This window comes from Micromonospora sp. DSM 43699, assembly GCF_055517075.1.
Genome location: NZ_JBTMMT010000001.1, coordinates 205,554 through 231,772, shown reverse-complemented (window position 1 = coordinate 231,772; position 26,219 = coordinate 205,554). Strand labels below are relative to the sequence as shown.

Genomic DNA, 26,219 nt, shown 5'->3' with positions numbered 1-26,219 from the left:
CCGGCTGGTGAGTTGGTCGCCGCGCCGCCGGGTGGCCGGTTGGTCGCTGCGCCGCCGGCTGGTGCTCGCGGTGGTCGGGCTCCTCGCGCTGGTCAGCGTGGGCATCGGCGGGCTGACCACGATCGCGCTGCGGCACTTCCTGATCTACCAGGTCGACACCCAGCTCGCCGGGGACAACCGCCGCTACGACAGTCGGCTGCTCGGGGACCGGAGCCCGGACCAGCAACGCCCCCTCGACCAGAGCAGCGGCCGGCAGACCCCGCCCGACCCGCCGCCGACGTTCCCGGTGGACTCGATCGGGATGCGGTTCACCCCGCAGGGAACGCTGTCGGCCCGGATCCGGACCAGCTCCGGGGCGACCGCCGCCCTCGCCGCCGCCGAGGTGACCCCGCTGACCAGGCTGCCCACCGATCACGTGCCGCACACCGTCGAGCTGGGCGAGCGCGGGGACTACCGGGCGGTGGCCCGCCAGCTCCCCGACGGCGTCGTCGTGGTCTTCGCCATTCCCCTGCACGTGGTGCAGGAGACGGTGTGGTGGATGGTAGTCGCCCAGGCGGGGGTCGCCGCCGCCGGGCTGCTCGTCGCCGGCAGCCTGGGCGCGTTGATCGTCCGGGCCACGCTGCGCCCGTTGCACCGGGTGGCAGCCACCGCCGGGCGGGTCGCCGAACTGCCGCTGGACCGGGGCGAGGTGGCCCTGTCGGTACGGGTGCCCGCCGCCGACACCGACCCGCGTACCGAGGTGGGGCAGGTGGGCGCGGCGCTGAACCGGATGCTGGGCCACGTCGCCGCCGCGCTCGCCGCCCGGCAGGCCAGCGAGACCCGGGTACGCCAGTTCGTCGCCGACGCCTCACACGAGCTGCGGACCCCGCTGGCCGCGATCCGGGGCTACGCGGAGGTGGCCCGCCGGGGCCGGGACCGGGTGCCGCCGGACGTGGCCCACGCGCTGCGTCGGGTCGAGTCCGCCAGCACCCGGATGACCAGCCTCGTCGACGACCTGCTGCTGCTGGCCCGGCTGGACTCCGGCCGGCCGCTGGCCACCGGACCGGTCGACCTGACCGCGCTGGTGGTGGACGCGGTCAGCGACGCCCACGTCGCCGGTCCCGAACACCGCTGGCAGCTCGACCTGCCCGACGAGGCGCTGGAGGTGCCCGGCGACAGCGTCCGGCTGCACCAGGTGGTGGCGAACCTGCTCGCCAACGCGCGGGTGCACACCCCACCCGGCACCACCGTCACCACCCGGATCGCCCCGGTGCCCGGCGCGGTGGAGATCAGCGTCACCGACGACGGCCCGGGAGTGCCGCCGGAGCTGCGCGACGAGGTGTTCGAACGGTTCGCCCGGGGTGACAGTTCGCGCTCCCGGGAACACGGCAGCACCGGCCTCGGGTTGGCCATCGTGGCCGCCGTGGTGGAAGCCCACCACGGCACCGTCGCACTGGAGAGCCGACCGGGCCGCACCGTCTTCACGGTACGGCTGCCGGATGCCGCTGCCCCCACACCGCCGGATTCCACAGCCCACGCATAGCCGGGTCACGGGGTCGGCCCAACCAGCTCGCCCAGGCTGGCCGTATGGACAGAACCGAGAGCCTGCTGACGACGCCGGCCAGCGCGCCGGACGCCGCGACCGTACCGCCGTCGGGCCCGCCCGACGCCGCGACCGTACCGCCGGCGCGGTCGGCGTCGGTCCACCCGGGCGCGGACGACGCCCCACCACGACGTGACCCGCGCTGGGTGAGACCCGCGCTGGCGGTGCTGCTGCTCGGCACCGGCCTGCTCTACCTGTGGGGCCTGGGCGCTTCCGGCTGGGCGAACTCGTTCTACTCGGCGGCGGTGCAGGCCGGCGCGGAGAGCTGGAAGGCGTTCTTCTACGGCTCCTCCGACGCGGCCAACTCGATCACCGTCGACAAGACGCCGGCCTCGCTGTGGCTGATGGCCCTGTCGGTACGGATCTTCGGGCTCAACAGCTGGGCGATCCTGGTGCCGCAGGCGCTGCTCGGTGTGGCCTCGGTCGGCGTCCTGTTCGCCACCGTCCGCCGCTGGTACGGCCCGACCGCCGGCCTGATCGCCGGAACGGTCCTGGCGCTCACCCCGGTCGCCACCCTGATGTTTCGGTTCAACAACCCGGACGCGCTGCTGGTCCTGCTGCTGGTGCTCGGCGCGTACGCCACGGTGCGGGCGGTGGAGACGGCCAGCACCAGGTGGATCGTGCTGGTCGGGGTGCTTGTCGGCTTCGGCTTCCTCACCAAGATGCTTCAGGCGTTCCTGGTGGTCCCGGTCTTCGCCGGGGTCTACCTGCTGGCCGCGCCGACCGGCTTCTGGCGGCGGATCCGGCAGCTGCTGCTGGCCGGTCTGGGGCTGGTCGTGGCCGCCGGCTGGTGGGTGGCGACTGTGGAACTGGTCCCGGCCAGCGCCCGGCCGTACATCGGCGGTTCGCAGCAGAACAGCATCCTGGAGCTGACCCTCGGCTACAACGGCCTCGGCCGGATCACCGGTGACGAGGAGGGCAGCGTCGGCGGCGGTGCCCGGATGGGCGGCGGCGGTGGGCCGTTCTCCGGGCGGACCGGCTGGTTGCGGATGTTCGACACCGAGGTCGGTGGCCAGATCTCCTGGCTGTTGCCGGCCGCGCTGATCCTGCTCGTCGCCGGCCTGGTGCTGGCGGGCCGGGCGGCCCGTACCGACCGCCGTCGCGCCGGGCTGCTGCTGTGGGGCGGTTGGCTGCTGGTCACCGGGCTGATCTTCAGCTTCATGTCCGGCATCTTCCACGCCTACTACACGGTGGCCCTGGCCCCGGCGGTCGGCGCGCTGGTCGGCATCGGCACCGTCCTGCTCTGGCAGGAGCGCCGGACCGCAGTCACCGCGCCCGCTACCGCGGTCAGCGCCCGGTGGCGGGGGCCGTTCGCCACCGTCACCCTGGCCGTCACCCTCGCGGTGACCGCCTGGTGGTCCTGGCGGCTGCTCGGCCGCAGTCCCGAGTTCCACCCCTGGTTGCGCACGCCCGTGCTGGTCGCCGGCCTCGCCGTGGCGGTGCTGATCGTGCTCGCCCGGCGGCTGCCCCGGCGGCTGGTGCCGGTGGCGCTGGCGCTCGGCGCGTCGGCCGCGCTGGCCGGCCCGGCGGCGTACGCGGCGCAGACCGCCGGCACCGCGCACACCGGGTCCATCCCCAGCGCCGGCCCGAACGTGCAGGGCGGTTTCGGCCCGGGTCGCGGCGGACCCGGTGGCCGGATGGACGGGGGCATGGAGTTCCCCGGCGGCGGTTTCCCGGGCGGCAACCGGGACGGCGGCACCGGCCGGAACGGTCAGCCTCCCGGCTTCCCCGGTGGCACCGCCAACGGCGGTACGGGCCAGTTCCCCGGCTTCCCCGGCGGCACCGCCAACGGCGGTACGCGCCAGTTCCCCGGCTTCCCCGGCGGTACCGGTCAGAACGGCGGTACCGGTCAGAACGGCGGCACCGGTCAGAACGGCGGCACCGGTCAGGACGGCGGGCGTACCGGGGGTGGCCAGGGGAGGATGGCCGGCGGGATGGGTGGGCTGCTCGACTCCCGGGAGCCGAGCGCCGCGCTGAAGGCGCTGCTGAACGCCGATGCCGACGACTACACCTGGGTCGCGGCGGCCGTCGGCTCCAACAACGCCTCCGGCTACCAGCTCGCCACCGGTCGGCCGGTGATGGCGATCGGCGGCTTCAACGGCAGCGACCCGTCGCCCACCCTGGCGCAGTTCCAGGCGTACGTGGCCGAGGGGAAGATCCACTACTTCGTCGGCGGGGGCGGCTTCCGGGCCAACGGGGGCAGCTCCGCCTCCCAGGAGATCGCCGCCTGGGTCACCGAGACCTTCCCGGCGCAGACCGTGGACGGGGTCACCGTCTACGACCTGAGCAACGCAGGGCAGGGCTGAGCCATGACCCACACCAGCGCTCCCCGGCCGGCCGTCGAGACCCGGGCCGGCACCCCGACCGCCGTGCTGGACGTGGTGGTGCCGGTCTACAACGAGGAGGTCGACCTCGGCCCCTGCGTACGCCGGCTGCACGCCCACCTCAGCGCGCACTTCCCCTACCCGTTCCGGATCACCGTGGCGGACAACGCCAGCGTCGACGGCACCCTCGCGGTGGCCGAGGCGCTCGCCGGCGAACTGCCGCACGTCGAGGTACGGCACCTGACCGCCAAGGGCCGGGGCCGGGCGCTGCGGGTGGCCTGGTCGGCCTCGGACGCCCCGGTGCTGGCGTACATGGACGTGGACCTGTCGACCGACCTGGCCGCGTTGCTGCCGCTCGTCGCGCCGCTCATCTCCGGCCACTCGGACCTGGCCATCGGGACCCGGCTGGCGCGCACCTCCCGGGTGGTGCGGGGCACCAAGCGGGAGGTGATCTCCCGGGCCTACAACCTGTTGCTGCGCGGCACCCTCGCGGCCCGGTTCTCCGACGCGCAGTGCGGCTTCAAGGCGATCCGGGCCGACGTGGCCCGGGAACTGCTGCCGTTGGTGCAGGACACCGGCTGGTTCTTCGACACCGAACTGCTGGTGCTCGCCCAGCGGGCCGGACTGCGCATCCACGAGGTGCCGGTGGACTGGGTCGACGACCCGGACAGCCGGGTGGACGTCGTGGCCACCGCCCTGGCCGACCTGCGGGGCATCGGCCGGCTGGGCCGGGCGCTGGTCACCGGGGCGCTACCACTGGCCACGCTGCGGGAGCAGTGGGGTCGGGCACCGTTGACCGCACCACCGGCGCGGGTGCCGGTCGGGCTGCCCGGCCAACTGGCCAGGTTCGCCCTGGTGGGGGTGGTCAGCACCGTGGCGTACCTGGTGCTGTTCGTGGCGACCCGGGGGGTGCTCGGCGCGCAACCGGCGAACCTGCTGGCGCTGCTGGTGACGGCGGTGGGCAACACCGCGGCGAACCGGCGGCTCACCTTCGGCATCACCGGTCGTCGGGCGGCCGGGCGGCACCACCTCCAGGGGCTGCTCGCCTTCGCCCTCGGCCTGGCGTTGACAAGTGGTTCGCTCGCCGCCCTGCACGCCGCCGGCACCCCGTCCCGGCCGGTCGAACTGGTGGTGCTGGTGGCGGCGAACCTGGCCGCGACGGCGCTGCGCTTCCTGCTGCTCCGGCTCGCGATGCACCACCGCCGGAGCTGACCCGGCGGACGGCGTCGGGCGGGCGATGGCGCAGCCCGCCGGAACAGACGGCCCGGCCGGCGGTGCGCCGCCGGTCGGGCGCTACCGGTCGGGCGTGGCGTCCGGGGAGAAGTCGGCGGTGGTCGCCCGGACGACCAGTTCCGGAGCCAGCCGCACCGACGTGGCGCTGCCCGAGCCGAGCCGGGTGAGCAGGGCGTGCAGGGCCTGCGAGCCCATGTCCCGCAGCGGGGTGCGGATCGAGGTGAGCGGCACCAGGAGCTGGGCGTCCACGTCGATGTCGTTGTAGCCGACCACCGCCACCTGCCGACCCACCCGCAGTCCGTGGTCGCGCAGGGTGCCCATCGCCCCGATCGCGGCGAAGTCGTTGACCGCGAAGACGCCGTCCGGCTGCCCGGTGGCCAGCAGCCGGGCCATCGCCGAGGCCCCACCGGCGACGTCGAAGGTGGACGGCACCACCCACCGGGGATCGACCGGTACGTCCCGGGCCTTCGCCGCGGCGAGGAAGCCCGCGACCCGGTCGGCGGAGGTGCTGGCGTGGTCGGGGCCGGCGATCACCGCGAGTCGCCGGCACCCCACGTCGATCAGGTGCTCGGCGGCGAGCCGACCACCGAGGCGGTCCCGGCCGGTCACCGACGGGAAACCCCGCGAGGCCCGACTGACCAGCACGAACGGCACCCCGTCGGCGGCCAGCCGGGCCAGCATCGGGTCGTTGCGCCGGGCGTCGCCGATGATCAGCCCGTCCACCCGTTCCCCGATCAACCGCTCGATGCGCAGCGCCCGCGCCTCGTCGTCGTCCCAGCTGCTGCTCACCACCGCCTGGTAGCCGGCGGCGGCAGCGGCGGCGTCGATGCCCTCGAAGACGGTGGCCAGCACGATGTCGGTGATCCGGGGGACCAGCACGCCGATCACCCCGGTCTTGCCGCTGCGCAGGCTGGCCGCCCAGCGGTCCCGGTGGAACCCCAGTTCCTTGGCGGCGGCCACGATCCGGGTCGCGGTCGCCGGGCTGACCCGTACGTCGTCGCCGCGCAGCACCCGGGAGACGGTGGAGACGTGCACACCGGTGAGGCCGGCGACATCGCGCAACGTCACCCGTTTGTTCACTGTGCCTCCCGTGCCGCACCCGTACTCGTACCCGGCAACCTAGCTGAGATGACTGCCTCCGTTCACATCGAAGGTGGTGCCGGTGACCGTGGCGCAGGAGTCGGAGAGCAGGAACAGCACGATGTCGGCGATCTCCTCCGCCGAGGAGACCCGGCCCAACGGCATCCGGGCCCGCAACCCCGCCTTCTGTTCGGCGGTGAGCCGGTCGTGCATCGGGGTGGCCACCGGGCCGGGCGCGACGGCGTTCACCCGTACCCCCTGTGGTCCGAAGTCGACGGCCAGGTGCCGCATCAGGCCGAGCACTCCCGCCTTCGCCGCCGCGTACGCCGTACCCGACAGCCGGCTGCCACCGTCGCGGGCGTTGAGGCTGCTCATCAGCACCAGCGACCCGCCGCCGGCCGCCGCCATCCGGGGCACCACGGCCTGGCTGACGACGAACGCGGCGGTGAGGTTGTTGCGCAGCGTGCGGTCCCACTCGGCGAGGGTGGTCTGCGCGATGCCACCGGCGCTGACCACCCCGGCCAGGTGGGCCACCCGGCGTGGGGTGCCGATCGCGTCGACGAACTCGCCCACCGCGACCGGGTCGGCGGCGTCCACGCCGGTGGTCACGTCCAGCACGTGCACCGTCTCGCCCCGGGCCCGGGCGGTGGCGACCACGGCCGCGCCGATGCCGCTGGCCCCGCCGGTCACCAGCAGGCTCACGGCGTACCGCCGAGGATCTCGTCGCGGGCCCGCCGGTAGGCGTCGGAGAGCAGCATCTCCGGCTGGGAGTAGACGACGAAGCGGACCCCCCTGTCGATCCAGCGGCGGGCCTCCTCGGCGGAGTAGGCGAGCATGCCGGCGACCCGACCGGCCGCGACCACCCGGTCGACGAACGCGATCGCGTGCTTCTCCACCTCGGGGTGGGTGGGCTGGTAGCCCAGGCCCAGCTTGACCGACAGGTCGGCCCGGCCGAGCATCAGCACGTCGAGGTCGGCGGCGAGGATGTCGTCCAGATTGGCCAGTCCGGTGGGGGTCTCGACCAGCGCGACGACTGTGGTGTTCGCCCCGGCCCAGGTCAGGTAGCGGTCGAAGTCGCCCCGGGCGGTGCCGTGCCCGGCGGCACGGGCCGCCGAGCACAGCGTCCGGTCGCCGACCGGCGGGTAGTGGGTCAGCCGGGCCGCCTCGACGGCCTGCACGCCGGTCTCCACCAACGGCAGCACCACCCCACCGGCGCCGCTGTCCAGCGACCAGAGCAGGTCCTTCTCCTCGATCCGGCGCAGTCGGACCAGCGGGGTGGTCCCCGCCGAGCCGGCCGCCCGGACCATCGCCAGCACGCTCTGCTCGTCGGCAGCGGCGTGCTCGGTGTCGACGACCACGAAGTCGTAACCGAGGGCGCCGAGGATCTCGCCGATCGCCGGTTCCTGGAGCAGGGTCAGGCTGCCCAGGGCGACGCCACCGCCGCGCAGCACCTCGGCCAGCCGGCTCGGACGGGGATACATCAGGACTCCAGCTTCTGTACGCCGCCGCAGTCGCGGTTGGCCGGCACCTCGCCGACGATCTTGAGCGCGGCGTCGACGACCGAACCGTCGTGCCAGTCACCGACCTCCGGCAGCTTCTCGATGATCTTGTTGTCGAGCAGCCACTTGCCGTCCTCGGCGGCCACCGTGGCGGTGTCCACCCGGCCGTTCGGGTCCATGTACGGCCACTGGTCGGTGCCGTACAGCTTGCTGATCGTCGCCGCCGGGGCCTTGGTCCGCTCCGCCACGATCTTGATCACGTCGTCCTTGTTGGCCGGGTCCTGGTAGTAGCGCACGCCCTCCAGCCAGCCGGCCATCCACCGGGCCGCCACGTCGGACCGCTTGCTGATGAAGTCCTGCGACATGGTGATCAGGCCCTGCTCCTGGTTGGGCGCCACCTCGTTCATCGCCAGCACCCGCTTGGCCTGCCCGTCGCTGATGAGCTGGTACGCCAGCGGCTGCACCACGAAGCCGGCGTCCACCGCACCGCTCTTGAGCGCGTTGGCGGTGTCCGGGTAGCTCAGGGTGACGATCTGCGCCAGGTCGGACTGCTTCAGCCCGACCTCACCCAGCGCCCGGTCCAGCCAGTACTCGGTGGTCGAACCCTTGGCCAGGATCGCGACCTTCTTGCCCTTGAGGTCGGCCACGCTCTTCAGCCCGCCGTCGTAGGACTGGGTCCGGGCCAGCAGGAGGTTGTCCGACGCGCACCGGTACTGCTGCCGGTCGGCCACCGCCCGCACCCGCAGCCCCTGGTTGACCGCGTTGAACAGCGCCCCACCGGTGCCCGGGATGTTCACGTCCAGCTTGCCCTGGCCCTGCACCGCCAGCCGGGAGTAGATGTCGGCGTTGCTGAACTCCACCTCGACCTGGTGCTTTCCGAAGAAGCCCTTCGCGTCGGCCACCATCATCGGGGCCAGCGAGAGGATCTCCAGGGAGTTGACTGTCACCTTGTCGGTGCCGCCGGCGCCCTTCGACTCCGCGTCGCCACCGCAGGCCGCGGTGCCTACCAGCAGGCTCGCCCCCAACAGCGCGGCGATGACACCCTTTTTCTTGATCGTCGTGATCCGCTTGATTGTCATGATTGGCCCTCCGTCCAGCTGAAGAAGCGCCGCTGCACGCGCAGCGTCACCGTGGTGAGGAAAAAGCCCATCGCCGCGATCACCGCGAGCGTGGCGTACATGTTGTCGATCTGATAGATCTGCCAGTAACGCCAGGTCATCGACCCGACGCCGTCGCTGGCGGCGAGGAACTCGCCGGCGATGGTGCCCAGCAGGGCCAGCCCGGCGGCCAGCCGGATGCCGGCGAAGATGGACGGCAGGGCACCCGGCAGCACGATCTTCCAGAGGATCTGCTGCCGGCCGGCACCCAGGTTGCGGGCCATCAGAATCAGCCGCTCGTCGACCTGGAGCACCCCGGACATCGCGTTCACCACGGCCGGAAAGAACGAGATGATGCCGGCGAGCACCACGATCGGCCGTCCGCCGGTGCCGAAGATGACCAGCAGCAGCGGCAGGATCGCCACCACCGGGATCGGGTACGTGATGGCGATCAGCGGGTCGATCAGCACCCGGACCCAGCGGGACCGCCCCATCGCGATGCCCAGCAGCGTCGCCGGGATCACGCCGAGCAGGAAGCCGAGCAGAATCCGCTGCGCGGTGATCCCGACGTTCGGCAGCAGTTCCCCGGAGGAGAAGAGGTCCACCAGGGCCTGCACGCACTCCGACGGGGCCGGGAAGAAGGTCTTGTCGATCAGTCCGGCCATGCTGCCGGCCTGCCACAGCGCCAGCACCACGACCACCGGGACCATGCTGCCCAGCCCGCTGCTGAGCAGCTTGAAGCCGCGACCGGGCGGGCGTTCCGCGCGGGGGTCCACCGCGTAGCGGACCACGGGTTCGTCGGCCGCCCGCTCCCGGGCCGGCACGCTCTGCTCGCTCATCGGTCCCCCTTCGCTTCCGCCCACTCGGCCGCCAGGGTGGCGTCGCGCAGCTGCGCCCACAGGTGACGCTTCAACTCGGTGAACCGCGGGTCCAACTCGACGTCGCGGGTACGCGGCCGGGGGAACGGCACCCGGATCTCCTCGACCACCCGGGTCGGCCGGGGCCCCAGCACGATGATCCGGTCCGCCAGCAGCAGCGCCTCCTCGATGCTGTGCGTGATGAACAGGACCGTCTTGCGGTGCCGGGACCAGACCTGGAGCAGCTCGTCCTGCAGCAGGGTCCGGGTCTGGGCGTCCACCGCCGCGAACGGCTCGTCCATCAGCAGGACCTCGGGGTCGCTGGCCAGCGCGCGGGCGATCCCGGCCCGCTGGCGCATCCCGCCGGACAGCTCGTGCGGCTTGTTGTCGGCGAACGCCTCGATGCCCATCATCGCCAGGTGCTCCCGGGCGACCTCCCGCCGCCGGCCGGCGGGCACCCCGCGCAGCTCCAGCCCGAACGCGACATTGTCCACGATGGACCGCCACGGGATCAGCGCGTAGTCCTGCCAGACGATCGAGGTGAGCGGCCCGGCGGCGCTGCGCTCACCGACGAACCGGATCTCCCCGTCGTCCGGCCGGCGCAGCCCGCCGAGCAGACCGAGCAGCGTCGACTTGCCGCACCCGCTCGGCCCGATCACGCAGACGAACTCCTGCGGCTCGATCGTGGTGCTGAGGCTGCCGACCACCGACAGCCGGCTCCCGTCGGCCCGGGGATAACCCTTGGCCACGTTGTCGATCTCGATGCGCATGGTCACTGCCCTCCGTGGGCCGGCAGGTCGGAGTAGTTGTGGTGCCACCAGTCGGCGATGTCCCGCCGCCTGGCGAACCAGACGCCGGGCAGGTCCTGCGCCCAGGCGATGAGGTCGCGCAGCGCGGAGGCCCGACCGGCCTGGCCGATCAGCCGGGCGTGCAGCCCGATCGAGATCATCTTGGGGGAGGTCTCGCCCTCCTCCCACAGGTACTCGATGCCCCGCCGGCAGTTCTCGAAGAAGTCGGTCGGGTTGCCGTAGCCGGGGCTGAAGGCGAACCGGCCGTCGTTGTACGTGTGGGTGTACGGCACCACCAGGTGCCGCTGCCCCGCCACCTGCACCCAGTACGGCAGGTCGTCGTTGTAGGCGTTCGAGTCGTAGCGGAAGCCGCCCTCCTCGACCAGCAGCCGGCGGGTACGGTCCGACGGGGCGTACCGGGAGTACCAGCCGACCGGGCGTTCCCCGCACAGGTCCGTGATCAGCGCGGTCGCCCGGCGGATCTCCTCCCGCTCCTCGTCCTCGGTCATCCCGGACGGCTCCCGCCAGCGCAGGCCGTGCGAGCAGATCTCGTGCCCGGCGTCGACGAACGCCTTGGTCAGCGGCCGGTTACGGGCCAACGCCTCGGCGCAGCCGTACACGGTCACCGGGGTCTCGGTCCGGTCGAACAACCGCAGCAGCCGCCACGCCCCGGCCCGGCTGCCGTACTCGTAGACCGACTCCTGGGACAGGTCCCGGTGCTCCGCGCTGGTAGGCGTGTACGAGATCTCGCCGACCCACTCGTTGACGCTGTCGCCGTCGAGGAGGCTGTGCTCGGCACCTTCCTCGTAGTTCAGGCACAGGCTCACCGCCACCCGGGCGCCACCGGGCCACTCGACGCGGGGCAGGTCCGCGCCGTAGCCGACGAAGTCCCGCTCGGTGCCGGGTTCGACTCTGATCACCATGACGTCGTGTCCTCTCTGCTGGATGGGCCGGGCCCAGCGGGAACCGGCGGTGGACCGCCGTTCGGATTCGGTGCCCCACCCCGGACCAGCGCGGTGAGGTCTCGCAGTCGGGTCGCCCCGGGTGCCCGGGTCAGCCCGTGCAGCAGATCGGCCGCCCCGGCAGGTGCCCCCGGCGTGCGCAGCAGCGCGGTGTCCACGGCGGCCAGTTCGTCGGCCGTCATCGGGTCCTCCCGGTCGCCGTGGTGGAAGCGGGCCCGCCCGGTCAGCCGTGCCCCGCTGCGCGTGGTCACCTCCACCACCGCCGGTCGGCCCGCCGGATACCCCTGGTCCAACCCCGGGTCGTGGCGTACGGCCACCCGCTCGGCGAGCCGTGCCGCCCCCACCCGCCGGTCGTCCGGTGGGCCGTCCGGGGCGCCCGGATCCGTGCCGAGCAGCCCACAGGCCACCACCCACGGGATGCTGAACTGACGGGCCAGCCGACCGACCGGACGCCGCTCGGCCAACAGGGCCGCGCCCGCGTAGGTGTGCACGGTCACCGCTGCCACCTCGTCGGCCGGCAGGTCCCGGGCCATCGCGCGGGCCGCCGTCCAACCGGTCAGGGTGTGCGCGCAGACCCCCACCGGCTTGAAGTAGGCGTCCGGCAGCAGCGGTCGGGCCAGCAGCGCGGCGTCCACCCCGGCCCCGCCCGGCAGCCCCTGGTGGGCGGTCCGGCCGAGGTGGGGCAGCGCCGGATCGGTGGCCGGGAACCCGGCACCGGCGAGCCGGGCGACGGTCACCCCGTGGGCGGTGCCGAGGGCGGGCAGCAGGTAGTGGGCGGCGCGTCCCCGGCGGGTGTCGGCCTCCGGCCCGGCCAGCGCCACGGTCAGCGCCAGGTTCACCGCGTCGGTCAACGCGGGGGCGTCCTGACCGGCGACGATCCCGGCGGCGGCCGCCGCCGCGCCGGTGCCCCACCCACCGTGCGGGTGCACCCCGGGGCGGGGTGCGCCAAGCAGCAGACCGAGCCGGGCGCCCACCTCCCAGCCGACCGCCAGCGCCCGCAGGAACACCCGCAGGCTGCGGTCGTCGGCCTCGGCGACGGCCAGCGCGGCGGCGTACGCGTGCAGCCCCGGGTGCCCCCGGGACTCGCGTAGCCCCTCGTCGCACTGGCTCACGGTGATCGCGGCCGCCGTCACCGCCGCGGCCCGCGCCGGCTGGTCCGTCCCGCCCGGGACGGCCAGCAGGGTGCAGTGGCCGTCCGGGTCACCGGCGGTGTCGAGCCCGGCGGGCAACTGCCCACGGGCCGCGACGGCGTTGGCGGTCAGCCGGGCCGCCACCTGCCGGACCAGGACCTGGCCGCCGCCGGTGGCCAGCAGCGCGTCGGCGGCCTCCACGGCGCTGACGACGAGCGCGGCCAACACGTCGTCACGGGCGTCGCCCCGCCGGTGGCCGGTCACGGGGTGATCACCTGCTTGCCGAGGACCCGCCGGTCGGCGAGCGCCTGGTGGGCCCGGCCGGCATCGGCCAGCGCGAGGACCGCGTCGACCCGGGGAGTGAGCTGTCCCGTCGCGACCAGGCCCAGCACCCGGGCGATCTCGTCGGGGCGCTGGCTGCGCGACCCGCGCAGCTCGTACTCGTTGCGGAAGGTCTCGATGAGGTCGAGGTGCGGGTGCTCCCCGGCGTGGCCGCCGCCGACGATCAGCCGCCCGGTGGGGGCCAGGGTGCCCAGCGCGGCCTCGAAGACGTCGCCGCCGATGTGTTCGACGATCACGTCGAAGCCCGCGCCCCCGGTGATCTCCCGGGCCTCGGCGGCCCAGTCGGGGTTGCGGGTGCTCAGCACCGCGTCCGCGCCGAGGGAGGAGACGAAGTCGGCCTTCGCCGGGTCGCCGATCAGGCCGACGACCCGGGCACCGCCCAGCTTGGCGAGCTGGACCACCGCGTGCCCGAGTCCACCGGCGGCACCCGGGGCGAGGACCCACTCGCCGGGGGCGAGCCGGCCGATGGAGTACAGGGTGCGCCAGGCGGTGCCGAAGGAGATCGGGGTGGCGGCGGCGACCACCGGATCGAGGTCGCCGATGTCGAGCAGGCCGCGCGCCGGGGCCACCGCGTGCCGGGCGTAGCCGCCCCACCGGGTGATGCCGGGCATGTCGGCGTACGGGCAGAGGTTGGCGCGCCCGCCCAGGCAGCGGGGACAGGCCCCGCAGGGCGTGTTCGGCAGCACCAGCACACGGTCGCCCGGGGCCCGGTCGGTGACCCGGGAGCCGAGCTGCTCCACCACGCCGACCACTTCGCGGCCGAGCACGTGGGGCAGCCGCAGCGGCATCCGGGACACCCCGCTGCGCAGGTCGGCGTCGAGGTGGTTGACGGCGACGGCGAGCACCCGCAGCACGACCTCGTCCGGTCCGGGCTCGGGCAGGTCCACCTCGGTGCGGGTGAGCGTCTCGGGGCCGCCGTACCCGTTCATGGTCACTGCTTCGGTCTTCACGGTCGACGTCCTTCCACCATGGTGCGCAGGGCTTCCGGCACGGCGCCGGGTGCTTCGACGGCCAGGGCGAGGGCCAGCGCCACCCGGGCCTGGGTGCCGGTGAGGTCACCGGCGAAGAGCGCGCCCGCGCGGGCGAGGGTGGCGCCGCCGCCGGCGTACACCGGGCGGACCCGGCCCGCCCCGGTCCGGCTGGTGATGACCACGGGTACGCCGCGCCGGCGGGCTTCCCCGACGGCCTCGGCGACCGCGGGCGGCGCGTTGCCGGCCCCGAACGCCTCGACCACGATCCCGGCGGCCCCCGCGCGCAGCGACGCGCGGAGGTGGGTGCCGTCCGCGCCGGCGACGAGCTTGATCAGGTCCACCCGGGGAAGCGTGGTGGGGACCGGTCGGTCGGCGTAGTGGCTGCCCCGGGCGGCGGTCGACACCCGCAGCACGCCGTCCGGGTCCACCAGGGCCAGCACCCCGGCGGTGCCGCCGGAGAACGCCGACACCGCCGAGGTGTGCACCTTGCGGCTCTCCACCGCGGCGTAGGCGACGCCACCCATGACCGTCGCCGCTCCCATCGGCTGCGGCGCGCTGACCACCCGGATCGCGTCGGTGAGGTTGCGCCGGGCATCGGAGTCGGGTTCGTCGGCGCTGCGTTGCGCGCCGGTCAGCACGACGCGGGCGTCGGGCCCGGTGAGCTGCCCGGTCAGGTAGGCGGCCTCTTCCAACGTGTCGGTCCCGTGGGTGACGACGACGCCGGCGAACCCGTCGGCGAGCTTGGCCCGGACGGCGTGGACGGTGGTGAGCATGTCGTCCAGGGAGAGCGCGAAGCTCGGACGGCAGGACAGGTCGAACCCGTGGATCTCGACGTCTGCCGTGACGGTGACGTTCTTCAGCAGGTCCGCGACGGAGTCGGTCACGGCCAGGCCCTCGTCGGGGTCCCACCGCGACGCGATCGTCCCACCGGTTGCCAGAACCGCGATCCGCACCAGCCACACTCCTTTGCGCAAACGATTGCTCAACTGGGTGATGACAGTTGCACAAACGTTCGTCCTGCACAAGAGCTGCGGGAACGCAAAGCCGAGGAAGTTATCCGACGGCGACCAGCCAGGTGACGCCCCGGTGTCCGACCTGTTGCAGTGTCCGTCTTTGTCCGGTTCGGGCCGGTGGCCCGGTGTCGTGGCGTGCTCGCAGCCAGGGACGTGGCAGGCTGGCTCCGTGTACCGGGAACGACCTGCGGAGGCGATCGTCGGCGCGGTGCTCTGGGCCAGCGAGAGCCGCCCGGACGCCCCGCCGACACGCGTGCTGCCCGACGGTTGCCTGGACCTGCTCTGGTCGAGCCGGTCGGGCCTGCTGGTCGCCGGGCCGGACCGCACGGCGCACCTGAGCGTGTCGACGCCGGGGGAGCATTGGCGCGGTGTCCGGCTACCTCCCGGAGTGGGCCCGGCCGTCTTCGGCATCCCCGCCGACGAGCTGCGCGACCGCCGGGTACCCCTCGAAGCCCTCTGGGGGCGGGCCGCCATCCGGCTCCCCGAGCAACTCGGCACGTCGCCGACGGCCGCCGACCTGGCCACGGTGGCTGCCGAGCGGCTCGCCCGGGTGGGTGGCGCGGACCCGCTCGGCCCCCGGGTGGCCGCGCTGCTCGCCGCCGGTGCCACGGTCACCGCGACCGCCGTCGAGGTCGGCCTCGGCCCGCGCGCCCTGCACCGACGCAGCCAAGCCCTCTTCGGGTACGGCCCGAAGACCCTCGCCCGCATCCTGCGGCTGCACCGAGCCCTCGCCCTGGCCCGTCGCGGCGTCGGACTGGCCGAGGTGGCCGCCCGCGCCGGCTACGCCGACCAGGCCCACTTCACCCGCGACGCCCGGGCCCTGGCGGGCGTCCCGCCGACCGCGCTGCTCACCCCGTGACCCCCGCCTCCTGCGGCGCCGGTCTCCCGTGCTGCCCTGCCCTACTGTGCTGCCCCTGTGGGTGCTGTCGTGCCCTGCGGTGCTGCCCTGCCCTGCGGTGCTGCCCTGCCCTGCGGTGCTGCCCTGCCCTGCGGTGCTGCCCTGCCCTGCGTGGCCCGGAAGTTCGCTGTCGAAGCCATCGCCGGGCAGCCGGAGGCCGGGGCGGCGTCAGCGGGCTGATCGGGACGGCCCTGGTGCGACCTGGGTGCGGCCCTGGTGCGATCCTGGCGCTCCGGCAACATGGTGAGCGCCGGCCCCACCCGGCGGACAGCGGGTAGCCGGGGCCGACCGTGTGCTGTTCGGGTCCTTTCGAGCTGATGACCCGAACGACTCACCACCCCGCCCTCTCGCAGCTGTCCGACGGGAGTACTTCGATGTCGGCGGCGATGGTGGGCCCTCGCCGTCCGGAGCACCCGATGGACCGGTTCCGGGAGGAGATCGGCCGGCTCCCGCTTGCCCCGAACCGACCCGGCGGCAGTGAAGCCGGTGGGCAGGTCGGTCAGGTGAGTCGTTGACGTCATCAGCTCGACAGGACCCGAACAGCACCAACACCCGGCCCTGCTCCCGACAGGATCCTGACCGGGTGTCGGCCCGCCGGGGGCAGTAGCGGAGCGGGCGGCCGTCGCTGGTCGAACGGGTCAGCTCGGGTCGAGGGGGGCGAAGAGGTCGACGCCGTTGCCGTCCGGGTCGTGCAGGACGGCGTACCGCTGGCCCCAGAAGGCGTCCCAGGGGGCGACTTCGCCGTGAAACCCCGCGTCGGTGAGCGTGGCCCAGTACCGGTCCACCTCGGCGGGATCGGCACACCGGAAGGCGAGGCTGGCGCGTGGGCTACCGCTGGGCGGCGTCCATTCGGGGTGGAAACCGCGCAGCATCGTCACGGTGTCCCAGGCCAGCCGCAGTCCACCCGGCAGGGGGACCTCGACGTGGTCCTCGTGGTCGGCGTCGGCCGGGATGTCCAGCCCGAGCCGACGATAGAAGTCCAGGGTGCGGGCCATGTCGGTGACCGCGGTGCTGACGAGATCGAAGCGAGGCGTCATGGGGTCAGGCTAGAACGGCGCCCGGGTCGGGGTCTTGAACGGAACGGACGGTGCGGACGGGGGCGGAGGCATCCATGTGCCCTCGCGGTCGGGACGGACGACGTACGGTGTCAAGGGAGTAAACCGTCTTTCAGGGTTAAAAGCCCCATTGCGGGCGTGCCTGGTGGCGGTCCATGACGGCGAGGGAAGGGAGCGGCCGATGATGCACCTGGCCTACCTGGACGCGGGGTCCGGCAGTCTGATCGTGCAGGCGGTGGTCGGCGGAACAGCGGGTGCGGCGGTCGCCGCCAAGCTCTACTGGCGGCGCTTCGCGGCCCGCTTGGGTCGCCAGCCCACCGAACCCGCCGCCGACAGGCTGTCCGCCGAGCCTACCGGGGCCGCCGTAGGCCGGCTGCCCACCGGACCTGCCGAGGTCATCCCGACCGACCGGCAGCCGCGCCAGCCTGCCGACGGCTGACGGCGGGTGCGCGGATGACCACGACCGACCTCGGGATCCGGGCCGAACCGGGTTCCTTCCGCGACCCCGCCAACCGGGTCTTCCACCTCGGTGAGCAGGTGCTGCGCGGTCTCGGCCCCGGGGCCGCCGCCGACTGGCGCGCCCTCGCGGCCAGCGACTTCTTTGCCGCGCTGCTCGCCGAGGGCAAGGTCTGCGGCACCACGGTCGTCGACCCGGCGACGCTGCCGGACACCGGGTGGACCACGGTGCTGCGGCACGAGCGCATCCCGTTCGTGTCGCACCCGTACGAGTGGTCGTTCGGCATGTTGCGGGACGCCGCCCTGCTGCACCTGGAGATCCTGCGCCGGGCCCTCGAAGCGGGGTTCACCGTCAAGGACGGGTCGGCGTACAACCTCCAGTGGCAGGGTGCGACGCCGGTGTTCATCGACATCGGCTCGTTCGCGCCGCTGGTCGAGGGGGAGCCCTGGGCCGGCTACCGGCAGTTCTGCCAGACGCTGCTCTACCCGCTGCTGCTCCAGGCCCACCTCGGCGTGGACTTCCAGCCCTGGCTGCGGGCCCGGGTCGACGGCATCGAACCGGACCAGCTGCGCCCGCTGTTCCGGGGCATCCGGCGACTGTTGCCCGGCGTGCCGACGCACGTGCACCTGCACGGCGCGATGCAGGCCCGGCACGCCGCGGCCAGCAGCAGCGCCGTCGCCGCCCAGTTGCGCGACGCGGGCTACTCCCGCGGCCTGGCCTTGGCCACCGTACGCCGGTTGACGAAGCTGGTCCGTCGGCTGGACCGGCGGGTCGACGGCGGTCACTGGGTCGACTACCAGCGCACCTGTGCCTACAGCGCGGCGGACCGCGCGGCCAAGGAGGACTTCGTCGCGGCGGCCGTGGCGGCCGGCGACACCGCCCGGTTGGCGCTCGACCTCGGCGCCAACGATGGCCGTTACGCCCGGATCGCCGCCCGACGCGCCGCCCAGGTGGTCGCCGTCGAGCAGGACCCGGCCGTGGTCGACGCCCTCTACCGGGTGCTGCGCGCCGAGGGCGACCGGCGGATCCTGCCGCTGGTGATGGATCTGGCCGACCCGTCGCCCGGCGGCGGCTGGCGGGGCGTGGAGCGGGCCGGGTTCGCCGCCCGGACCCACGCCGACGTGGTGCTCGCCCTCGCCGTGGTGCACCACCTGGCGATCGGTCGCAACGTGCCGCTGTCCGAGGTGGTCGACCAGTTGGTCGGCTACGTCCGGCCCGGCGGCCGGCTGGTGGTGGAGTTCGTCCACCCGGAGGACCCGATGGCGCAGCGGCTGCTGGCGAACAAGCCGGCCGGGCTCTTCCCCGACTACCGGAGCGACGAGTTCGCACGGCTGCTGACCCTCCGCTGCCGGGTCGAACGTCAGCAGGACCTGCCATCCGGAACCCGGACGCTCTACCAGGCGGTGGTGGATGGCTGAACCGACCCTCACCAGTACGCCGAGCCGCCGTCAGGTACCCGTCGCACCACCCGGGGCGGACGGGGAGTCCACCCCGTCCACCCGGCGGGTCGAGCTGCGCCGGGCGGGCGAGGTGGTCGCCCTGGTCGGCCTGGTGGTCACCCAACCCCTGCTCGACGTGCTGGGCCGCAGCCCCGACTTCTTCCTGTTCCACCGGGCCACCAGCGGGGACGTCCTCGCGTTGGTGGCGTTGGTCGCGCTGGTGCCCGGTGCCGTCGTGGTGCTGCTCGGGGCGGTGACCCGGCTGGCCGGCGTCCGGGTCCGGACCGGTACCCACACCGTCGTCGTCGGGTTGCTGCTGGCCGCGCTTGCCGTGCAGGTAGGTCGGCAGGTGACGCCGCTGCGGGGCGTACCGCTGCTGCTGGTGGCGGTGCTGGTCGGCGCGGGCGGGACGGCGGCGCACCGGCGCTGGTCGGTGCTCGGTCGGGTGCTGCGGGTGGCCGCCCTCGGGCCGGTGGTCTTCGTCGGGTTGTTCCTGTTCGCCTCGCCGGCCTCGGCGGTGGTGCTGCCCCGGGCGCACGAGGGCGCCGCCGGGGTGGCCGGACCGGGGTCGCACCCGCCGGTCGTCATGATCGTCCTGGACGAGTTGCCGCTGGTCTCGCTGCTCGGCCCGGACGGGCGGATCGACGCCACCCGCTACCCGAACTTCGCCGAGCTGGCCGGCGGCGCGACCTGGTACCGCAACGCCACCGGGGTCAGCGGCTGGACGCCGTACGCGCTGCCGGCGATGCTCACCGGCCGCTACCCGGCGCAGCCTTCCGCGCCGCACTACTCGCAGTACCCGGACAACCTCTTCACCGCCCTCGGCGGCCTGTACGACATCCGCGCCCAGGAGAGCATCACCCGGCTCTGCCCGCCCAGCCGCTGCGACCAGCCGGTCGCCCCGGAGCAGGGGCTCGGCGTGCTGGTGCGGGAGAGCAGCACGCTGCTGCGCCGGATCGCCGCGCCGGTGGACAGCCGGGTCGACCCGGAGGAGTCGTACCGGGAGCAGACCGCCGCCGAGGTGGGCCTGGACGCCGCCGAACCGGTCCCGGCCGACCCGAAGTTCCGCTGGGACAGCCTCAACGACAACCAGCCCGCCCGGTTCACCAGCTTCCTCGCCGGCCTGCGCCCGGCCGACCGGCCGACCCTGCACTTCCTGCACCTGTTGATGCCGCACCCGCCGTGGACGTACCTGCCGTCCGGGGCCCGCTACGTCGCCCCGGACGACCTGCCCAACGACGGCGCGGGCTGGGTGGACCTGGCGCGGGCCCGGCACCTGGCCCAGTTGCGGTACACCGACCGGCTGCTCGGCGAGACGCTGCGGACGCTGCGCGCCAGCGGCCTGTACGACAGGTCGCTGCTCCTGCTCACCGCCGACCACGGGGTGAGTTTCACCAGGGACTGGCAGGGGCGGGGGCGGGACGCGATCGACCACGCGGCCGGCGAGGTCGCCTGGGTGCCGATGTTCGTCAAGGCCCCCGGTCAACGCGCCGGAAGGGTCGACGACCGCAACTGGGAGCATGTCGACCTGCTGCCCACCATCGCCGACGAGGTGCACGTCCGGATCCCGTGGCGGCTCGACGGGCGGTCGGCGAAGCAACCGCCGCGGGAGCGTACCGAGAAGTACTTCTACGACCGGCCCGGTGAGCGGATCGTCCTCCCCGGCGGGGTGCCGGCCCGGCCCGTGCCGCCCGCCCCGCATCCGCTTGTCGGTACGACGGTGGGGGAGAAGCCGGCCGGCGGCACCGCCACCGTGGCGGACCTGGCCGCGTTCGACCACGTCGATCCGGCGTCCGGGGAGCTGCCGGCCCTGGTCTGGGGCAGCGTGCCCCGGCAGGTGCCCGACGGCACGCTGCTCGCGGTCGCCGTCAACGGCCGGGTCGGCGCGGTCGTCCCGGTGGTGCCGAGGGACCAGGGGGGCCGCCGGTTCGCCGCCTTCCTCCCCGACGACCACCTGTTCCGGCCCGGGGCGAACCGGTTGGACATCTACCGGGTGGGTGCCGACGGCGGGCTGCGCCGGCTGACCCTTTCCTGACTTTTCGTCGACTTCCGCCGCTTTCGACCGTGCCGTCCCCGGCGTCCGACCTGGTGCGACCGGTCCACGCCCGACGGGGTTTCCGCGCCGCCGGGTCGGGAATCGGGTGACGCATACCTCACCGCAGAACCACGGCGGGCGGTATCCCCGCGACCGCGATTACGGTAAAAGCGAAGGCAATTCAACGAAGATTCGCCGGCGAAGCGAGGAACCACATGACGGAAGTGAAGCTCGACCACCCCGGTGGGCAACTTTCCATGCCGGTGCAGGGCGCGGTCGAGGGTCCTGCGGGCATCGGGGTCAGCAAGCTGCTCAAAGAAACCGGGATGACAACATACGACCCCGGTTTCGTGAACACGGCCTCCTGTTCGTCCGCGATCACCTACATCGACGGTGACGCGGGCATCCTGCGGTACCGCGGCTATCCGATCGACCAGCTGGCCGCGAAGTCCTCCTTCCTGGAGGTCTCCTACCTGCTCATCTACGGTGAGCTGCCGACCCAGCAGCAGCTGGGCGAGTTCAGCGAGCGGATCCGGCGGCACTCCCTGCTGCACGAGGAGATGCGCCGGTTCTTCGACGGGTTCCCCCGGGACGCCCACCCGATGGCCGTGCTGTCCTCGGCGGTCAGCGCCATCTCCACCTTCTACCAGGACAGCCTGGACCCGTTCGACTCCGAGCACGTGGAGATGTCCACGGTCCGGCTGATGGCGAAGGTCCCCACCATCGCCTCGTACGCCTACAAGAAGTCCATCGGGCAGCCGCTGCTGTACCCGGACAACTCGCTGGGCTACGTGGAGAACTTCCTGCGGATGAACTTCGGCGTGCCCGCCGAGCCGTACGAGGTCGACCCGGTGGTGGCCCGGGTGCTGGACATGCTGTTCGTCCTGCACGCCGACCACGAGCAGAACTGCTCGACCTCCACCGTGCGGCTGGTCGGCTCCAGCAACGCCAACCTCTTCGCCTCGGTCTCGGCCGGGGTGAACGCCCTGTTCGGGCCGCTGCACGGCGGTGCCAACCAGGCCGTGCTGGAGATGCTGGAGAAGATCGAGGCCGACGGCGGTGACGTCGCGTCCTTCGTCCGCAAGGTGAAGGACAAGCAGGACGGTGTGAAGCTGATGGGCTTCGGGCACCGGGTCTACAAGAACTACGACCCGCGGGCCGCCATCGTCAAGAAGGCCGCCCAGGACGTGCTCGGCCGGATGGCCACCCCGGACCCGCTGCTGGATCTCGCGATGCAGCTGGAGGAGATCGCGCTGGCCGACGACTTCTTCGTGTCCCGCCGGCTCTACCCCAACGTGGACTTCTACACCGGCCTGATCTACAAGGCCATGGGCTTCCCGACCAAGATGTTCACGGTGCTGTTCGCGCTGGGCCGGCTGCCCGGCTGGATCGCCCAGTGGCGCGAGATGATCAGCGACCCGGAGACGAAGATCGGCCGGCCCCGGCAGATCTACACCGGCGCCCCCGAGCGGGAGTTCACCGCGATCTCGCAGCGCTGAGCCTGGTCACCACGAAGGCCGCCGACCCCGCAGGGGGCCGGCGGCCTTCGTGCGTACGCCGGGCTCGGCGTCGGTGCCGGCTGCGCCGGGCTCGGCGGCGAGCGGTCAGCGCAGGCCGGCGGCGACGAGCAGGTTGCCCGCCGGGATCGGGGCGGTGACCCGGCCGGTCGCCATCCGCTGCTCGGCACGCTGCGCGGTGAACGCGGCGTCCCCGGCGATCGCCGAGGCGTACGCCGTCGCGGTGCGCTGGGCGATCGCCGACCAGCCGTACTGCTCGTGCACCATGGCGCGGGCGCGGCGGGCGAGCACCCGGGCACGGTCCCGGTCCGACAGCAGCGCGTGGACGGCCTCGGTGAGGTCGGCCGGGTCCTCCGGGGCGAAGGTCATCCCGGTCACCCCCGGCTCGACGATCTCGGCCAGCCCACCGGTCTCGGACACCGCGAGCGGCGCACCGGCCGCCGCCCCCTCCAGGGCGACCATCCCGAACGGCTCGTAGATGCTGGGCACCACGAAGCAGTCCGAGGCGGCCATCACGGCCGGCAGGTCGGTGCCGCCGAGGAAGCCGGGCATGGCGACCGTGCCGCCCAACCCGAGCCGGTGCACCTCGGCCTCCAACTCCGCCTTGTACGGCCCGTCCCCGACGATCACCGCACGCAGGCCGGGGTGCCGTTCCCGCAGCCGGGGCAGGCCGGCGATCAGGTGCTGGACGCCCTTCTCGTAGACCAGCCGACCGGCGAAGGTGACGAGCGGACCGTCCCCGGCGAACCGGGTGCGGGCCGCGGTGACCGCCGAGGTCGGCACCTTCCAGCGGTGCGGCTCGACCCCGTTGGGGACCACGTCGACCCGGGCGGTCGGCACGTCGAACAGCGCGCCCACCTCGTCGCGCATGTACCGGGAGCAGACGACCACCCGGCCGGACTCGGCGGCCAGCCACTGCTCGACGCCGTGGATGGTGCGGTTCATCTCGCCCGGCAGCCAGCCCTGGTGCCGGCCGGCCTCGGTGGCGTGGATGGTGCTGACCAGCGGCACGTCCAGGTGCGCGCGCAGCGTCATGGCGGTGTGCGCGACCAGCCAGTCGTGGGCGTGGATCACGTCGTACGTGCCGGACTCGGTGGCCCGCAGGGCGGCCCGGGTCAGGGTGTGGTTGAACGCCATCGTCCAGGCCAGCAGCGAGTCGGTGGCCAGCGGGAAGGTCACCGGATCCTCGGCGGCCCGGACGATCCGCACGCCGTCGGCGTACTCCTCCAGCGGCGCGCCCTCGGTGTGCCGGGTGACGACGGTGACCTCGTGCCCGGCGGCGGCCAGGGCCACCGACAGGGCGTGCACGTGCCGGCCGAGCCCGCCCACCAGCACCGGCGGGTACTCCCAGGAGAGCATCAGGATGCGTCGGGTGCGCGGGGGCACGCCGGAGCCGCCGCCCTGCTGGGGGATCTGGGGCCGGAAGGTGGGGGTGGGCCGGCAGGTCCGGTCCACAGCGGTCGCGAGCTGGTCGCTGATCCGCAGGGTGGTCACAATCGATCTCCGTCCGTGCACACGGGGTTGCGCCGGCGACGATGGCGGCGGAAGGGGTGGTGGTGGGGGTGGCCGAGGGCCGAGGACGGACCCACCGCGCGGGCGCGTCCGCGTCCAGCAAAGGCCATCAGGCGGCCCGGCGCATCTCGAAAGGGCCTATCGTGACGGACGACACCTGAAGGTGCGTGACCGCTCGGGCGGGTGGATGTCGGGCGCCGTCCGAACGGGTGGATTGACCGGCCCGACCGCGGGGCATCAGTGGCGTACGCACCGGCGGTCCCCGACTCGACCGGTGTGGTCATGATGATGGGGCCTAAGGAGCGACATGCAGGTCTGGCCGGGTGAGCGTTACCCCCTGGGCGCCACCTATGACGGGATGGGCACCAACTTCGCGATCTTCTCGGAGGTCGCCGAGAAGATCGAGTTGTGCCTCTTCGACGAGTGGGACACCGGTGCCGAGCGCCGGGTCGAGCTGCGTGAGGTCGACGCGTACGTCTGGCACGCGTACATCCCCGGGATCGAGCCGGGTCAGCGGTACGGCTACCGGGTCCACGGCCCGTACGACCCGGCCAACGGGGTCCGGTGCAACCCGCACAAGCTGCTGCTCGACCCGTACGCCAAGGCGGTCGACGGCGAGGTCAGCTGGGACCCGGCGGTCTACGACTACGAGTGGGGCGGCGACCCGGACCGGATGTCGGAGACCGACTCGGCCCCGTTCATGCCCAAGTCGGTGGTGGTGAACCCGTACTTCGACTGGGGCAACGACCGGCCGCCGCGCACCCCGTACCACCACTCGGTGATCTACGAGGCGCACGTGCGCGGGCTGACCATGCGCCACCCCGACATCCCGGAGGAGCTGCGCGGCACCTATGCGGCGATCGCCTCCCCGGTGATGATCGACTACTTCAAGCAGCTCGGGGTGACCGCGATCGAGCTGATGCCGGTGCACGAGTTCGTGCACGACCACCGGCTGGCCGACCTCGGCCTGCGCAACTACTGGGGCTACAACAGCATCGGCTTCTTCGCCCCGCACCACGGCTACTCCGCGCTGGGTCGGCTCGGCCAGCAGGTGCAGGAGTTCCGGGGCATGGTCAAGGCGCTGCACGCCGCCGGCATCGAGGTCATCCTCGACGTGGTCTACAACCACACCGCCGAGGGCAACCACCTGGGCCCGACGCTGAGCTTCAAGGGCGTCGACGCCCCCAGCTACTACCGGCTGTCCGAAGAGGACAGGCGCTACTTCGTCGACTACACCGGCACCGGCAACAGCCTCAACGTACGCAGCCCGCACTCGCTCCAGCTGATCATGGATTCGCTGCGCTACTGGGTGACCGAGATGCACGTCGACGGCTTCCGGTTCGACCTCGCCGCCACCCTGGCCCGCGAGTTCTACGAGGTGGACCGGCTCTCCACCTTCTTCGAGGTGGTGCAGCAGGACCCGGTGGTCAGCCAGGTGAAGTTGATCGCCGAACCGTGGGACGTCGGCCCCGGCGGCTACCAGGTCGGCAACTTCCCGCCACTGTGGACGGAGTGGAACGGCAAGTACCGCGACACGGTCCGCGACTTCTGGCGTGGCGAGCCGGCCACCCTGGCCGAGTTCGCCTCCCGCATCTCCGGCTCGGCCGACCTCTACCAGGACGACGGCCGCCGCCCGTTCCACAGCATCAACTTCGTCACCTGCCACGACGGGTTCACCCTCAACGACCTGGTGTCGTACAACGACAAGCACAACGAGGCCAACGGCGAGGAGAACCGCGACGGCGAGGGCCACAACCGGTCCTGGAACTGCGGCGTCGAGGGGGAGACCGACGACGCCGGCGTCACCGCCCTGCGGGCCCGGCAGCGGCGCAACTTCCTGGCCACCCTGATGCTGTCCCAGGGTGTGCCGATGCTCGGCCACGGCGACGAGATGGGCCGCACCCAGCACGGCAACAACAACGCCTACTGCCAGGACAGCGAGCTGGCCTGGGTGGACTGGGAGCAGGCCGACGACGAGCTGCTGGCCTTCGTCCGGCGGCTCACCGACTTCCGCAACCGGCACCAGGTGTTCCGTCGCCGCCGGTTCTTCACCGGCCTGCCGGTGGGCGGCCGCAATGCCGAGGCGGGGCTGCCCGACCTGGCCTGGTACACCCCCGACGGCAGGGAGATGACAGGCGAGGACTGGGGCAACGACTTCGGCCGGTCGGTGGCCCTGTTCGTCAACGGCGACGGCATCCCCGAACGCGGCCAGTACGGTCAGCGGCACCGGGACACGTCGTTCCTGCTCTGCTTCAACGCCCACGACGCGCCGCTGGACTTCACCCTGCCGGGTGAGGAGTTCGGCAAGCGGTGGGAGCTGGTGATCAGCACGGCGGAACCGGACCCGGAGAAGCCGACGGTGGTCGAGGCGGGCGGCGCGATCTGCGTGCCGGACCGCTCCCTGGTGGTCCTGGAGAGGACGGTCTGA

Annotated in this window: 21 protein-coding genes; 9 read left to right on the top strand and 12 right to left on the bottom strand. The window is 73.1% G+C overall.

Annotated elements, in window-relative coordinates; translation table 11 throughout:
• The first annotated feature begins 7 nt into the window (after nt 1–7).
• The 3 genes from AC0AIB_RS01080 to AC0AIB_RS01070 are packed head-to-tail and all read left to right on the top strand — an operon-like array spanning nt 8 to nt 5,118.
• Entirely contained in the window at nt 8–1,522 is a 1,515-nt protein-coding gene (locus AC0AIB_RS01080) for a sensor histidine kinase (protein WP_442930801.1), read from the top strand.
• 44 nt (nt 1,523–1,566) lie between these two features.
• Complete coding sequence (locus tag AC0AIB_RS01075; protein ID WP_465095827.1) at nt 1,567–3,888, top strand: glycosyltransferase family 39 protein; 2,322 nt, start codon at nt 1,567–1,569, stop codon at nt 3,886–3,888.
• 3 nt (nt 3,889–3,891) lie between these two features.
• Nucleotides 3,892–5,118, top strand: coding sequence for a bifunctional glycosyltransferase family 2/GtrA family protein (locus tag AC0AIB_RS01070; protein ID WP_328346163.1), 1,227 nt, complete (start codon nt 3,892–3,894; stop codon nt 5,116–5,118).
• Between the two features lie 81 nt (nt 5,119–5,199).
• On the opposite strand, the gene AC0AIB_RS01065 is transcribed toward AC0AIB_RS01070, so the two are convergent.
• The 10 genes from AC0AIB_RS01065 to AC0AIB_RS01020 are packed head-to-tail and all read right to left on the bottom strand — an operon-like array spanning nt 5,200 to nt 14,818.
• Nucleotides 5,200–6,219: a LacI family DNA-binding transcriptional regulator gene (locus AC0AIB_RS01065; protein WP_328346165.1), complete on the bottom strand. Its 1,020-nt coding sequence runs from the start codon at nt 6,217–6,219 to the stop codon at nt 5,200–5,202.
• A 39-nt stretch (nt 6,220–6,258) separates the two neighbouring features.
• Nucleotides 6,259–6,921 (bottom strand): SDR family NAD(P)-dependent oxidoreductase, encoded by a 663-nt coding sequence (locus AC0AIB_RS01060; protein WP_465095826.1) that lies wholly within the window; start codon nt 6,919–6,921, stop codon nt 6,259–6,261.
• On the bottom strand, nt 6,918–7,700 hold the full coding sequence (locus AC0AIB_RS01055; protein WP_465095825.1) for an HpcH/HpaI aldolase family protein: 783 nt from the start codon (nt 7,698–7,700) through the stop codon (nt 6,918–6,920). The genes AC0AIB_RS01060 and AC0AIB_RS01055 overlap by 4 nt, the downstream gene beginning before the upstream one ends.
• Entirely contained in the window at nt 7,700–8,797 is a 1,098-nt protein-coding gene (locus AC0AIB_RS01050) for an ABC transporter substrate-binding protein (RefSeq protein WP_465095824.1), read from the bottom strand. Before AC0AIB_RS01050 ends, AC0AIB_RS01055 begins: the two co-directional genes overlap by 1 nt.
• Nucleotides 8,794–9,654 carry an ABC transporter permease gene (locus AC0AIB_RS01045; protein ID WP_328346173.1) on the bottom strand — a complete coding sequence of 287 codons (861 nt, stop codon included), beginning with the start codon at nt 9,652–9,654 and terminating at the stop codon, nt 8,794–8,796. Before AC0AIB_RS01045 ends, AC0AIB_RS01050 begins: the two co-directional genes overlap by 4 nt.
• Nucleotides 9,651–10,442, bottom strand: coding sequence for an ABC transporter ATP-binding protein (locus tag AC0AIB_RS01040; protein ID WP_328348772.1), 792 nt, complete (start codon nt 10,440–10,442; stop codon nt 9,651–9,653). The genes AC0AIB_RS01045 and AC0AIB_RS01040 overlap by 4 nt, the downstream gene beginning before the upstream one ends.
• Before the next feature lie 2 nt (nt 10,443–10,444).
• The gene (locus AC0AIB_RS01035) at nt 10,445–11,383 is read right to left on the bottom strand and encodes a polysaccharide deacetylase family protein (RefSeq protein WP_465095823.1); all 939 of its coding nucleotides are present in this window, start codon (nt 11,381–11,383) and stop codon (nt 10,445–10,447) included.
• Nucleotides 11,377–12,816, bottom strand: a complete 1,440-nt coding sequence (locus AC0AIB_RS01030; RefSeq protein WP_465095822.1) for an MmgE/PrpD family protein — start codon at nt 12,814–12,816, stop codon at nt 11,377–11,379. Before AC0AIB_RS01030 ends, AC0AIB_RS01035 begins: the two co-directional genes overlap by 7 nt.
• Entirely contained in the window at nt 12,813–13,844 is a 1,032-nt protein-coding gene (locus AC0AIB_RS01025; RefSeq protein ID WP_465095821.1) for a zinc-binding dehydrogenase, read from the bottom strand. Before AC0AIB_RS01025 ends, AC0AIB_RS01030 begins: the two co-directional genes overlap by 4 nt.
• Entirely contained in the window at nt 13,841–14,818 is a 978-nt protein-coding gene (locus tag AC0AIB_RS01020) for an asparaginase (RefSeq protein WP_328346181.1), read from the bottom strand. Before AC0AIB_RS01020 ends, AC0AIB_RS01025 begins: the two co-directional genes overlap by 4 nt.
• A gap of 229 nt (nt 14,819–15,047) precedes the next feature.
• Between AC0AIB_RS01020 and AC0AIB_RS01015 the strand changes: the two genes are divergently transcribed.
• On the top strand, nt 15,048–15,737 hold the full coding sequence (locus AC0AIB_RS01015; RefSeq protein ID WP_328346183.1) for a helix-turn-helix transcriptional regulator: 690 nt from the start codon (nt 15,048–15,050) through the stop codon (nt 15,735–15,737).
• 677 nt (nt 15,738–16,414) lie between these two features.
• Here AC0AIB_RS01015 and AC0AIB_RS01010 read toward each other — a convergent pair.
• A complete protein-coding gene (locus AC0AIB_RS01010) occupies nt 16,415–16,813 on the bottom strand; it encodes a VOC family protein (protein WP_328346185.1) in 399 nt (132 codons plus the stop codon).
• Nucleotides 16,814–17,012: 199 nt separating this feature from the next.
• On the opposite strand from AC0AIB_RS01010, the gene AC0AIB_RS01005 reads away from it, so the two are divergent.
• The 4 genes from AC0AIB_RS01005 (at nt 17,013) to AC0AIB_RS00990 (ending at nt 22,261) form a co-directional block, all read left to right on the top strand.
• Nucleotides 17,013–17,270, top strand: a complete 258-nt coding sequence (locus tag AC0AIB_RS01005) for a hypothetical protein (RefSeq protein ID WP_328349129.1) — start codon at nt 17,013–17,015, stop codon at nt 17,268–17,270.
• 14 nt (nt 17,271–17,284) lie between these two features.
• A complete protein-coding gene (locus AC0AIB_RS01000) occupies nt 17,285–18,706 on the top strand; it encodes a methyltransferase (protein ID WP_465095820.1) in 1,422 nt (473 codons plus the stop codon).
• Nucleotides 18,699–20,762, top strand: coding sequence for a sulfatase-like hydrolase/transferase (locus tag AC0AIB_RS00995; RefSeq protein ID WP_465095819.1), 2,064 nt, complete (start codon nt 18,699–18,701; stop codon nt 20,760–20,762). The genes AC0AIB_RS01000 and AC0AIB_RS00995 overlap by 8 nt, the downstream gene beginning before the upstream one ends.
• Before the next feature lie 215 nt (nt 20,763–20,977).
• A complete protein-coding gene (locus AC0AIB_RS00990) occupies nt 20,978–22,261 on the top strand; it encodes a citrate synthase (protein ID WP_465095818.1) in 1,284 nt (427 codons plus the stop codon).
• Between the two features lie 105 nt (nt 22,262–22,366).
• Here AC0AIB_RS00990 and AC0AIB_RS00985 read toward each other — a convergent pair whose 3' ends face one another.
• Nucleotides 22,367–23,773 (bottom strand): glycosyltransferase family 4 protein, encoded by a 1,407-nt coding sequence (locus AC0AIB_RS00985; RefSeq protein WP_328346193.1) that lies wholly within the window; start codon nt 23,771–23,773, stop codon nt 22,367–22,369.
• A gap of 325 nt (nt 23,774–24,098) precedes the next feature.
• On the opposite strand from AC0AIB_RS00985, the gene glgX reads away from it, so the two are divergent.
• Nucleotides 24,099–26,219, top strand: coding sequence for a glycogen debranching protein GlgX (gene glgX, locus AC0AIB_RS00980; protein ID WP_328346195.1), 2,121 nt, complete (start codon nt 24,099–24,101; stop codon nt 26,217–26,219).